Genomic DNA, 12462 nt, shown 5'->3' on the forward strand with positions numbered 1-12462 from the left:
CTAGCTTATATTGCAGAAAAGAAAATTAGAAAGGAAATCTCATGGCAAATAATTTTCGTACAGACCGTGTGGGCATGGAAATCAAGCGCGAAGTCAATGAAATCTTGCAGAAGAAAGTTCGTGACCCGCGGGTGCAGGGAGTGACCATTACCGATGTCCAGATGCTGGGCGATCTATCCATGGCCAAGGTCTACTACACGATTATGAGTAATCTGGCCTCTGATAATCAAAAAGCTCAGACTGGTCTTGAAAAAGCGACCGGTACCATCAAGCGAGAGCTGGGTCACAATCTGAAGATGTACAAGATTCCAGATTTGACCTTTGTCAAGGACGAATCCATTGAGTATGGCAATAAAATCGACCAGATGCTGCGCGATTTAGATAAAAAGTAAAGCAGAAACTCAGCTGTCATGGCTGGGTTTTCTGTTTTTTAAATTTAATATAACAATTTTTTACAAAAATAGGTATATACCATTTACAAATAAAAAAGAAAGAGTTATAATATAGTCAAGAAAACTCAGAGATTCAAAAGCGGGGGGTAGAAAGTAGCTATAGAAAGATGCTAGCTCTATCACAGACTTCCGCTTTGAATGGCCGAGAATATAGCATTCAAGAACAAGGGAGGCAGTCTTATGCCTACATATATCAAAGCAGATCAATTTTTCTATCCTCAAGGAATCCGTCAGGGCGGTTATTTAGAGCTGATTGACGGCAAGTTTGGCAAGCTGGTGCAGTCTGTTCCGCAGGATGCAGAAGTCATAGACTACAGTGGCTACTCGATTGCACCAGGTTTAGTGGACACTCATATTCACGGCTTCGGCGGTGTTGATGTCATGGACAACAACATCGAAGGAACTCTTCATACCATGAGTGAGGGTCTCTTGACTACCGGTGTGACCAGCTTCTTACCTACAACGCTGACTTCGTCCTATGAGCGGCTCTTAGCGGTTACTGAAAATATCGGTGCTCGCTATCAAGAAGCCAGCGGGGCCAAGATTCGCGGACTCTATTTTGAAGGGCCTTATTTCACCGAAAAGTATAAAGGCGCTCAAAATCCGGCCTATATGAAAGATCCTAGCATGGATGAGTTTCGTGCTTGGCAAAAGGCCGCAAATGGCTTGCTCAATAAGATAGCTCTCGCGCCAGAGCGTGATGGTGTGGAGGAATTTGTCCGGACTTTGACTGACGAGGGCGTGACCGTTGCTTTGGGACATTCTAACGCAACCTATGATGAAGCCAAAACTGCGGTCGAAGCAGGCGCTAGTGTGTGGGTGCATGCATACAATGGTATGCGGGGCTTGACCCACCGGGAGCTGGGCATGGTTGGTGCCATGTATGAGCTACCCCACACCTATGCAGAGCTGATTTGTGACGGCCACCATGTTGACCCTAAGGCCTGTGACATCTTGCTCAAGCAGAAGGGACATGAAAATATTGCTCTCATAACTGACTGTATGACCGCAGGAGGTCTTGAAGATGGTGACTACATGCTAGGAGAATTTCCAGTGGTTGTGGCTGAAGGAACAGCTCGGCTCAAGTCAACGGGCAATCTAGCTGGGTCTATCCTCAAGCTCAAGGACGGATTGAAAAATGTGGTCAAATGGGGCATTGCCAATCCTCATCAGGCGGTTATGATGGCTAGCCTGATTCCAGCAAAATCCGTCCATATTGATGATGTCTGCGGACAGATCAAGGAAGGCTACGATGCTGACTTTATCGTTTTAGATAAAGATTTAGAGCTGGTAGCTACTTATCTTGATGGTCAAGAACGATTCCATGTATGAGAACCGCAGGTATTTAAATTAGTCTCCTTATATTTTTCAGAAAGAGCAGGGAAACCTGTTCTTTTTGATTGACAAGCTACTTGATAGCCTTCTCCTAGATTTGAATTGCTTTCTTAGGCGTGATATAATGAGACTATAATGTAAACAGGAGTAGGCTATGAAACGAATTGATGCGAAATTTTTGATAATGGGACTTGTTTTGCTGCTGGCGGGACTGATCTTTGGACGAATCTTGATCCTTGTCGCAGGACTTGCTTTCATTATCTATAGCTTTTTCAGTAAAGGGATGGAGCCGACCAAGGAAAATATCTTCAAACCCAAGCCAATACTGAAGAAAAAGGAAAAGAAGTGAGCAGTTTTGCTCTTGTGAACACTATAGTAGCTGCCTTGCTGGAGGCAGTAGATGGAATTTGTAAAGGAGACATGAGATGAGAGAATATCTTTTGAACAATGGTGTAGGCATTCCGGTGCTGGGCTTCGGTACTTGGAAGGCTCAGGATGGCGAAGAAGCCTATCAAGCAACATTAGCCGCTCTCAAGGCAGGCTATCGTCACATTGATACGGCAGCTATCTATAAGAACGAAGAGAGTGTCGGACGGGCAATCAAGGACAGCGGCATTCCGCGGGAGGAGCTCTTCATCACGACCAAGCTTTGGAATGACATTCATACTTATGAGGAGGCTCAAGAGGCCTTTGCGGCCTCAATGGAGCGGTTGGGACTGGACTATCTGGATCTCTACCTCATCCACTGGCCGAATCCCAAACCCCTGAGGGAAAACAATGCTTGGAAAAAGCGCAATGCCGAAGTCTGGCGTGCTATGGAAGATCTTTATAATCTCGGAAAGATTCGAGCGATTGGCGTCAGCAATTTCCTGCCTCATCACTTAGAAGCCTTGCTTGAAACAGCACGTATGACTCCTGCTGTCAATCAAATCCGCCTAGCTCCAGGTGTCTATCAGACAGAGGCGGTGAATTTCTGCCGTGAGCATGAGATTTTACTGGAGGCTTGGGGACCATTTGGCCAAGGTGAGCTCTTCCAAAATCTAGCCGTGCAGGCTGTGGCAGATAAGTATGGCAAGACCATTGCCCAAGTCGCTTTAGCTTGGAGTTTGCAGGAAGGCTTCCTGCCCCTGCCTAAGTCGGTCACTCCGAGCCGGATTGCCAGCAATCTGGACTGCTTTGGCATCGAGCTAGATGCTGCGGACTTGGAAGTGCTCAAAAATGTCAGCGGTTTGGCCGGTGGCGCACCAAATCCGGATGGGATGGATTTTTAGATGCAAATCCGATTCTATCGAAGTTCAGATAGAGAAGCCTTGCAGTCTTACCATTTAACCGACTTGAGATTTACCAGTCATCCGAGCCAGGCTGTCGCTGATTTGGAAAATCGCTATGCTATCTTGGGTCTTGAAGAAGATCAAATTGTAACCTTTCTAATCTTGGATGCTGGAGAAAAGAAGTTTGCTTATGGCGGTCAGCCAGATAGCCTGCTCCTTCGTAGTTTTTCAACGGATGAAGGCTTTCGGATGCGAGGATACGGTAGTCAGACGCTGAAGCTCTTGCCTGATTTCATAAGAGAGCATTTGCCTATGTATAAAAGCATCATACTAGGCGTCAATGAGAGAAATCAAGTAGCTTCCTATCTCTACCGAGAGACCGGCTTTAGCAAAAAGCCCCAGCGCATATTAGGACCAGCCGGCTGGCAGGAAGTATATGAATTAAAAATATAAAGCTATCCCCAGTTTGAAAAGAGCTGGGGATTTTTATCTCTACCGCCAGAAGAAACTATAAAACAAGCTGCTTATGTGCTATAATGAGAGATGTAAAATGAGACCAATATCCAACGAAACACTAATATGGGAGAGTTAGATGAAGAAGACCCAAGAATTGGAAATCGAAAGACAGCTAATTGAGCGCTTGACAAGTGGAGAAAGTCAATGGACTTATCGGCAAGAGTTGCGGACAGAGGAGCAGCTGTGGGAGAATTTTTTTGCTAAGTTAGAGCAAAATAATCTGCCTGATTTGAAAGATCAGATGCTGACTGCGCAGGAAAAGGAGCAAATCAAAAACCAGCTCAACTTTGTCAACTACTATGAAGCAGCTAAATGGCTGGCAGGTGAGAATGGAATTGCAAAAGTCCAGGTTCAGCGAGAAGATGCCAGACTTGGAAAGGTTCGTCTCTCAGTTATTTGGCGAGACAATGTGGCAGGTGGCAAGTCTAGCTATGAGATTGTCCATCAAGTGGAGCGTGACAAGGCCTATCCAATGGATCCGAACCGTCGTCTGGATGTGACCTTGCTCATCAATGGCCTGCCCATGATTCATATCGAGCTGAAAAGCCGTCAAAAGCCTTTTTTGGACGCTTTTCGGCAAATCCAGAATTACGACAAGGAAGGGAAGTTTCGCGGGATTTACTCCAGCCTGCAGATGTTTGTCGTATCCAATGTCATTGACACCCGTTATATCGCAGCTGCAAAGGAAAACAAGCTCAATGCGCAGTTTCTGACCAGGTGGGTTGATAGCCAGAACCAGCCGGTTACAGATCTCTTTGACTTCGCGGAGCAAGTGCTGTCTATTCCGCGTGCCCATCAGATGGTCATGCAGTATTCGGTCATTGATGATGTGAGAAAGTCGCTTATTTTACTGCGGCCTTATCAGGTGCATGCTATTGAAGCCGTCCGAGAAGCCTCCATGCGTCAGGAGTCGGGCTATATCTGGCACACGACGGGCTCTGGGAAGACATTGACTTCCTATAAGGTGGCTCGGAATCTCCTGCAAATCCCATCGATTCAAAAAACAATCTTTGTCGTAGACCGCAGAGAGCTCGATGATCAGACGACTTCTAGCTTTCTCTCTTATGCAGCCAATGATATCATTGATATTGATGAGACGGACAATTCTAAAGAACTGATCAGCCGTCTCTATGAAGATAATAAAGGGCTGGTCGTTACGACCATTCAGAAGATCAATGCCATGCTGCACAAGTTTGAAGAGGGACATTACCAGCGGGAATACAAGAAAATCAAAGAGCTCAGAGTAGCCTTTGTTGTGGATGAGTGCCACCGAGCTGTCACGCCACAGGCTCACAAGTCTCTCAGCGAGTTCTTTATCTACTCGCTCTGGTATGGCTTTACTGGAACACCTATCTTTGGGGAAAATAAACGCAAGCAGGTAGGGGATTTGGCTCAGACTACCCAGCAGCAGTATGGAGAGCGTCTGCATGAATATACGGTCAAGGAAGCCATTCATGACAATTCTGTGCTAGGCTTCAAGGTGGACTATCGCAACACTCTTATCACGGACGCAGAAGAAGAAGCTATCCCAGATAGTGCCTATGAGCATGAAGATCATATGCTGGAAGTGCTGGATGCTATCCTCAATAAAAGCCATCGTCAGCTGGGTCTTGAAAATGGCGTTGGCCGGACTTATACTGCCATCCTGACTGTCAAGTCAATTCATCAGGCGCAACGCTACTATGACCTGCTCAAACAGGTCAAGGAAGGTCAGACTCGCATTAAGGTCTCTGAGCGGACGAAGCGCGTGCTGCCAGACTTTCCTAAGTTTACTATTACCTACTCAGTGACAGAGAATGAAGAGGAATCCTCTGTCAATCAGGACAAGATGAAGCAGGCTTTGGATGACTACAATCAGGAGTTTGGCACTCACTACAGTCTATCAACTCTTGGGAGCTTTAATACTGATGTCAATAATCGTCTATCCAGAAAGAAAGAGAAGTATCTCTATCGAGATGAGCAGCTGGACTTGGTCATTGTCGTCAATAGACTCCTAACAGGTTTTGATGCCCCTTGCCTATCGACACTCTATATTGATAGAAAGCCTATGCAGCCGCAGGATCTGATCCAAGCTTTCAGTCGGACTAATCGGATCTTTGATCAGCGTAAGTCCTATGGACATATCATGACCTTTCAAAAGCCACTAGCCTTTAAGGATGCAGTGGACGATGCCCTGCGACTCTACTCCAATGGGGGAGAAAATGAGGTGCTGGCTCCAGAATGGCCGGAGGAGAAAGCTAACTTTGACCGGGCTTTAGCTGATTTTCAGGGACAGCTATCTAGTAGCTCCGAGGATGGACTAGCTATCGAAAGCGCCCCGACAGCCTTGCTGAAGAAGCTAGCCAAAAGCTACCAGCAACTGGACAAGTATATGGCCTCTATCCAGGTTTATGCTGAGTATGACAAGGAGACGCTTTATCAGGAGACTGGACTTAGCGATGAGAGTCTGGAGAATTATCTTGGCCTGTATCAGAATATCCTTGCTGAGCTCAAGCTTCGCAAGGACGGTACAGACGAGGATGAGCCTTTGGATATCCTCTATGAGCTGGAATCTGTCCATATTGATGAGATCAATTACAGCTATATCCTCTCCCTCATCCAAGCCTTTATCTCTCAAGAGGATATAGACAGCCGAGAGCTGAGTCCAAAGGATGTCCAAGCTGTTGGTGACTATATCGCCAGTCTCAGCAGGACCAATCCAGCTTTAGCCCAGATTATCGCTGACCTCTGGCAGGAAATCCAGAAAGACCCTGAGAATTATCGCGGTCAGTCCATCTCCCACATCCTAGATCAGATGATCCAATCAGTCATTGACCAACACGTCCAGACCTTTGCCAAGCAGTGGTATGTTGGAGCAGATGAGCTTCGCTATTTCATCGATAACTACCGCAAAGGAGCGAAAAAACAAGCCGGCGAGAGTCAGCTAAACCATAGCCAACGATACAAAGAGTACAAGACGGAAGTTGAAGGCGCTCTTAATCCTCTGCGCTACAAAAAAGAAATTAAAGAAGCTTGCATTCGACTGATTGAGGAAGTCATCGAGCCCTTGAGAGCGGGGAGATAAGAGAAAAAGGGAATCATCAAAACTTCGAAGAATAGTCTCTGGCTAAAAAACCAATCAATCTAAAAGCCGAACACGAGCACTTACTAAAATATTTGGATAATCTAACTTTCGAATAGTCCTGTTTGTGAGAAAACCCAGGCTTTCTATCTGTCGTATGTTGTAGTTTGTTATAATTTACAAGCTTTCTAAAGTTCGAATACTAGCGTTTGTTAAAATTTTAAAGTGTTCTAAGCGTGAAATGCCTTGATAATTCATTTTTTAAGAGAAATAATCCCCATCCGAAGTTAAAGAAATCATCGGGTGGGGATATTTTATGTCTTTGATTTTGAAAAAGTGGTATTTCAGGGATAAAAAATGACATTTCAGGGCAGCCTTGCAAAAGATTTATTGTCACATGCTATACTTAGTTCATCAAATTATTGGAGAGGTTTTATTATGACTATTAACTACACCATTCGTCCCCTGACCTATAGCAACTTTACTCACCGTGAGTTTGAAAGTTTGATGACAGATTCTCGTCAAATCATCACAGACTTTGTCAAGTCCAACAAGAACGAAGAGATGTATAGCACGCACTTGGAGCCCTTTGCGAGCAAGCTAGAAGAATTCCAAGAACAGCTAGCCAGCGTGGAAAAGAAGCAGACCACGAGTCTGGCAGAGGTAGATAAGGAGCGGGACAGCGCTCTGGTCGGACTTTTTACCCTGCATAGGGGATTTGCTAAGATAAAGGAAGCGAAGTTCAAGGAAGCCCATGAGACACTGGATCCAGTCCTGACTAAATACAAGGATATCACCAAGCATAATAACGATGTAGCTACTGCTGAGATTAAGAGTCTCCTCAAAACCCTCAAGGAAGAGCCCTACAATGCGGCAGTAAGTACGCTGGGATTCTCACCAGTGATTAGCGCAGTGACGACTGCTCAGGAAGACTATGATAAGGCCGAAGCCCTAGCGCGTGCAGCCAAGTCCAGCAAGGAAGTCGGTAAGACCAAGCAACTGCGCGCGGAAATATCCCGCACTTATGACCTCTTTATGCGCTATACCGCAGCCTCCGCAGAAGCCTACCCCGAGAAAGCCCACTTTGCCAAACTCCTCAAGGATCTCAATACTATCCGAGACAGCAAGCGCCGCCTGGCCAGTCCAAATAAGAAAACCAAACCGGAACAGACTCCGGAAGTAACAGGATAAGAAAAATCCCTTAGAATTATAAATTCTAGGGGATTTTTGCGTGTAATAGACAATAGTGAGGGAATGTGAGGGTGAAAGTCGATATAATACATTGGATTTTTATATAAATGCTTTATAGAATATGGGATAATTGATATAATGATAGAGGTGTGGTTTTCATAGAAGTGAGTTTTAAACATTTAACCATTTGTTTTATATAGAAAGGTATTTGTGTAATGGCCGAGGAAATTATGGAAAATGAAAAAGAGAATGTTAAAATAACCAGCTTCAAAACAACTAATCACAAAATGATTATCGTTGGAAATGGTTTTGATATTAGCGCTGGAATACGTAGTTCATATAATAACTTTGTGGAACATATAAGATTAGAAGAAAAACTTGAAACTAACGAAGATATCTATAATTTTAATAAATTGTTTTTGCAAAAGTTTGATGGTAAATCATTGAATTGGAATGATTTAGAGTCTATTTTTGAAAGTCACATTAAAGAGATAAATGAAATAACTTACAATAGTGATGACGAAATCAGAAGTAGATATAGTATAACTGAAATTAATGGCTATCTTAAAGAGTTGGAAGAATTGTTTTCGGATTATTTATCCGATACCTATGAGAGCTGGTATAATTATTACAGAGCACGAAGAAATAATAATAAGGGGTTGGGAGTTAATGAAGTTTACAAAAATATTTTTAAAGAAGCGGATGTTATAAATTTTAACTATACGAGGACTTTATCTGACTTAGGGTTAGTACAACCTGGAGTGAATAAAAGTTCAAGTTATTTTCAAGTACACGGCTCCTTATTTGAAAAGAATATCATTTTTGGTGGTGGATTCACTGGCAATGAAAAATTTACCGTTTTCAATGTTCCGGGGTCTATGGACAATGATAAACTTATTCGGATTAAAAAAGATACAGATTTATTTGAAAAACGTACACAATTATTAGCAAAAATAAATAATTATCAAGAGAATTCAGTTGATACATTTATAATAGGACATTCTATATACGGAAGTGACTTACCGTTTTTATCTAAAGTTTTTGAAAAATCTAAAAGAATCTACTTATTTTATTACGGTAATGACTATCTAATTAAGTTGCAGATGATTAGTAAGGTGTTGAGCTCAGAAATTTTAGAAAAAATAGTTTTAGTACCTTTCTATGATATTTTGATTGATACTAAAGAACAAAATCTAGAATTTGGAGTTAATAATCCTAATTCAATTCAGCTAGGTAATACTGACATTGAGCTATTAAAAAGAATATTTAATACATCATTGCCAATCACTGTTCCTTTTGATAAATTTATCTTAACTAATAAACTTTTTATATTTAATCAGTTTCAATACATTAAAATTTCTAGTCGTTTAGAGTGTGAAGCTTTTAAAAAAATATTAAGTTTTTTAGATATACAAGAAACTAACATCGACGGATTAAATATAATACTTGATAAAGTAAAAGAAATCAATAATGATAAGCCAGTTCTAGACGACTTGTTTGAAATGGAAGAATTTGTCACATGTGTTAAAAAAAGTAAGCGTATCGAAATTACGAATTCTTCATTAAGTATTGACAAATTAACAACTCTCATTCTAAATGCTGAAAATTGCCAAAAATTAAAAATTAGAGATTGTAGTTTTTATTCTGGTGACGAAGTAGTTGTAGATGATATCGATATAAGCCGTCTTCAAAATATTGAATATTTAGAAATAAGTGAAAATAATAATGATACAACTCAAATTAATATAGATGCTAAAAATAATACAATTAGCAAAACTTTAAAAAAAATTATTGTCCATGGGAATTTGAATATTAATACAAAAGATTCGTTGATGTTTTTTTCACAAAACAGTCGTTATGTTGAGTTAGATTATCCAATTACAGGCGGATTTGGTCTTAAAGTAGATTTTCCGAATGTATCAACCTTTATATTAGATGCTCAAGAAGTGGACAGTGAACCTAGTTTATCAGGTATCACTCTTTCGACAAGTATTAGGGTTCTTAAGCTGATAGATGTATCTTTTACGGAACTAGGAAAAGAAAAGGAAGTATACAAATTTTCTTCTCTTTTTAACTTCAAGAGCGATGATAAAAACGAAAACAAAAAGACAAAACATTTATCAAATCTGAAAGAGATAGAGTTATCAGCCATTGATGAAAGTCGGGAATTGCTTTTTGATGTTATTCCTAATACGCAACAAATCACTTATAATGGTGAACAAACAGAACTTATAAAATTATGGTTGAGGGAACAAAGTACACAAAGATTGAAACAGGAAGTTAGTCAAACAAAATCTGAAGTAGCGTTACCCTCAGGTGATGTGCTGTTTGATGATTTAGGGCCGGGGATTGGTCTTGCTATGACAACTCCACATAAGAAAGTTGTTGAAGAAAACGCGAATGTAAAGAGCTTTGAGACTTCTTTTCCTCGAGAAGCAGAAGTTAGAAATACAGCTATTGAAACTGTGGATAAGGTTTCGAAAATGATTTTAGATTATCTTACTGAAAATAAATTGCTACATTCTGATGATTCGAGAGATATTAATTGTAGAGAAGCTAGTAGAATCGAAAAAGAAATTAGTGAATTTGCTAAAAAATGGGCAGTTGATAGACAAGCATTGACTTTTTATGTGTTAAATTTTGATACTGGAAATAAGAATGGCAAGCAGCTTGGTGAAACGGATTTAAGAAATTCAGCAAATTATAACGAGTTTCCCGATAAGAACAATAAAAATAAGTTGCATTATCGACAAGAACTCAATGTTGCAATTAAAAAATTTGCAGCTGACTTGCATGAAAGATATCGTTTATGAATGGAGATTGAATAGATGGAAGAAAATACGTTACCCAAGTTAAGATACGCTGATTTTGAAGATGCTTGGCAGAAGTCCTTGTTGATAGAACAAGTAGAAATTAGAAGGGGACTGACCTATAAACCCAGTGACGTGAGGAACAATGGTGTTAGAGTTTTAAGAAGCTCAAACATCGCAGAAGATACTTTTGTTATATCAGACGATGATGTTTTTGTTGATAAGGGAGCAGTAAATATTCCTAGAATAAGCAATGGCGATATTTTAGTAACAGCTGCTAACGGTTCAACAAAGTTGGTGGGAAAACATGCGATTGTTAAAAATTTATCAGACGATGAGTTGGCTGTTCATGGGGGATTCATGCTAGCTATTAAGGCTGAACAGAATACTTTTGTAAATGCCTGGATGAGTTCTAAGGAGTATAAAAAGGTATTACAATTTATTCAGGGAGGAAATGGTGCAATTGGTAATTTATCTACATCAATACTGAAGAGCATGAAAATGACTATTCCTGCTTCTTTAGAAGAACAATCCGCTATTGGCTCCCTCTTTCGCACTCTAGACGATTTGTTGGCTGTTTATAAGGAAAAACTCACCAACTATCAGGACTTAAAATCTTCCATGTTGTCCAAGATGTTTCCCAAGAGTGGTCAGAATGTTCCAGAAATTCGTTTGGCTGGATTTGGTGGGGAGTGGAAGCGAGATAGAGCTGATAAAATCTTTAAATCTGTTTCTGAAAAAAATAGAGCGGATTTGCCTGTTCTTTCTGCTTCACAAGTTAATGGAATGGTATTACGCGATGAAATTGGTATTGATATCAAGTACGATAATACTACTTTAATAAATTATAAAGTAGTTAAGCCAAATCAGTTTGTCATCCATTTAAGATCGTTTCAAGGTGGATTTGCTCTTTCAAAAATTGAGGGTATTACTTCGCCGGCCTATACAATTATTGACTTTGTTGAAAAAGATAGTCACTGTTCAGAATTCTGGAACTGTATTCTAACTTCTAAAAGTTTTATTAAATTGCTTGAAACAGTTACTTATGGAATACGTGATGGTAAAAGCATCAGTTTTAAAGATTTTTCTAGTTTAAAATTTATGTTCCCTGAACCAAAAGAGCAACTAGATATTGCTAATTTCTTCTCTAATCTTGACACTCTTATCAATTCATACCAAGATATGATTTCTCAGTTGGAAACCTTGAAGAAAAAGCTTTTGCAGGATATGTTAAATTAAAGATGGAGATTTTACAGATGAGTTCATATAACGATAATCTAATTTTAAAAGTTATAAATAATTCAGAAAGCAATAATTGGAATGATGCAGTCCATGAATGGGAGATAGTTGATTGTTATGAGGATGAAAACTTATTATCTTCATGTATTTGTGGAAAAGAATGTATTAAATATTGCTATACGATTAAGAATAACAATGGTAATGAATTAGTGCCAATTGGTAGTCGGTGTATCAATAAGTTTGATAGACAGGATCTGAACGACTTTACAACTGTACATGAAAAGCTGTTCTCTCTTCTGCACGCCATTCGAGATAATAAATTTATTACCTTATCTTCAGAATATTTTTCTCGTAAATTAATTGAATATCTTTACCAAAATGGCGCTTTTCAACCTAGTATATACAACGATTATACACCAATTAATGATTATAATTTTCTTATTAAAATGTTTAATCAAAAAAAGCCACCATCTCAACAGCAACAAAAGAAAATAAATGCGCTAATTATAAATAATATACGACCTTATCTCGAAAATATCATTGGTGATAAAATTATATACTAGAACTTGATTCTACTATCTCAATTT

At 40.1% G+C, this 12462-nt stretch carries 10 protein-coding genes; all 10 read left to right on the top strand.

Annotated features, from left to right (window positions below; genetic code table 11):
* The first annotated feature begins 41 nt into the window (after positions 1-41).
* Positions 42-392, top strand: a complete 351-nt coding sequence (gene rbfA, locus J1C91_RS02425) for a 30S ribosome-binding factor RbfA (protein ID WP_002908941.1) — start codon at positions 42-44, stop codon at positions 390-392.
* A 240-nt stretch (positions 393-632) separates the two neighbouring features.
* The gene (gene nagA / locus J1C91_RS02430; RefSeq protein ID WP_032909878.1) at positions 633-1784 is read left to right on the top strand and encodes an N-acetylglucosamine-6-phosphate deacetylase; all 1152 of its coding nucleotides are present in this window, start codon (positions 633-635) and stop codon (positions 1782-1784) included.
* A 157-nt stretch (positions 1785-1941) separates the two neighbouring features.
* Positions 1942-2136, top strand: a complete 195-nt coding sequence (locus J1C91_RS02435; RefSeq protein ID WP_002918060.1) for a hypothetical protein — start codon at positions 1942-1944, stop codon at positions 2134-2136.
* A 76-nt stretch (positions 2137-2212) separates the two neighbouring features.
* Positions 2213-3058, top strand: a complete 846-nt coding sequence (locus J1C91_RS02440) for an aldo/keto reductase (protein ID WP_125439295.1) — start codon at positions 2213-2215, stop codon at positions 3056-3058.
* On the top strand, positions 3059-3511 hold the full coding sequence (locus J1C91_RS02445; RefSeq protein WP_125439293.1) for a GNAT family N-acetyltransferase: 453 nt from the start codon (positions 3059-3061) through the stop codon (positions 3509-3511). It begins immediately after the preceding gene.
* A 139-nt stretch (positions 3512-3650) separates the two neighbouring features.
* Positions 3651-6638, top strand: coding sequence for a type I restriction endonuclease subunit R, EcoR124 family (locus J1C91_RS02450; protein ID WP_125439291.1), 2988 nt, complete (start codon positions 3651-3653; stop codon positions 6636-6638).
* A gap of 435 nt (positions 6639-7073) precedes the next feature.
* Positions 7074-7826, top strand: coding sequence for a DUF6261 family protein (locus J1C91_RS02455; RefSeq protein WP_185761349.1), 753 nt, complete (start codon positions 7074-7076; stop codon positions 7824-7826).
* Between the two features lie 230 nt (positions 7827-8056).
* Positions 8057-10639 carry an AbiH family protein gene (locus J1C91_RS02460; protein WP_314865282.1) on the top strand — a complete coding sequence of 861 codons (2583 nt, stop codon included), beginning with the start codon at positions 8057-8059 and terminating at the stop codon, positions 10637-10639.
* 15 nt (positions 10640-10654) lie between these two features.
* On the top strand, positions 10655-11875 hold the full coding sequence (locus J1C91_RS02465) for a restriction endonuclease subunit S (protein ID WP_125439285.1): 1221 nt from the start codon (positions 10655-10657) through the stop codon (positions 11873-11875).
* Between the two features lie 17 nt (positions 11876-11892).
* Positions 11893-12438 carry a hypothetical protein gene (locus J1C91_RS02470; protein WP_185761347.1) on the top strand — a complete coding sequence of 182 codons (546 nt, stop codon included), beginning with the start codon at positions 11893-11895 and terminating at the stop codon, positions 12436-12438.
* Positions 12439-12462: the final 24 nt, after the last annotated feature.

Source organism: Streptococcus sanguinis (genome assembly GCF_050222175.1).
Taxonomy (GTDB): Bacteria; Bacillota; Bacilli; order Lactobacillales; family Streptococcaceae; genus Streptococcus; species Streptococcus sanguinis_M.

Excerpts from the sequence above, each read along its gene's own strand:
- J1C91_RS02455 (WP_185761349.1), top strand. The coding sequence starts at position 7,074 with ATGACTATTAACTACACCATTCGTCCCCTGACCTATAGCAACTTTACT.
- J1C91_RS02465 (WP_125439285.1), top strand. The coding sequence starts at position 10,655 with ATGGAAGAAAATACGTTACCCAAGTTAAGATACGCTGATTTTGAAGAT.
- J1C91_RS02435 (WP_002918060.1), top strand. The coding sequence starts at position 1,942 with ATGAAACGAATTGATGCGAAATTTTTGATAATGGGACTTGTTTTGCTG.
- nagA (WP_032909878.1), top strand. The coding sequence starts at position 633 with ATGCCTACATATATCAAAGCAGATCAATTTTTCTATCCTCAAGGAATC.
- J1C91_RS02450 (WP_125439291.1), top strand. The coding sequence starts at position 3,651 with ATGAAGAAGACCCAAGAATTGGAAATCGAAAGACAGCTAATTGAGCGC.
- J1C91_RS02460 (WP_314865282.1), top strand. The coding sequence starts at position 8,057 with ATGGAAAATGAAAAAGAGAATGTTAAAATAACCAGCTTCAAAACAACT.
- J1C91_RS02440 (WP_125439295.1), top strand. The coding sequence starts at position 2,213 with ATGAGAGAATATCTTTTGAACAATGGTGTAGGCATTCCGGTGCTGGGC.
- rbfA (WP_002908941.1), top strand. The coding sequence starts at position 42 with ATGGCAAATAATTTTCGTACAGACCGTGTGGGCATGGAAATCAAGCGC.
- J1C91_RS02445 (WP_125439293.1), top strand. The coding sequence starts at position 3,059 with ATGCAAATCCGATTCTATCGAAGTTCAGATAGAGAAGCCTTGCAGTCT.
- J1C91_RS02470 (WP_185761347.1), top strand. The coding sequence starts at position 11,893 with ATGAGTTCATATAACGATAATCTAATTTTAAAAGTTATAAATAATTCA.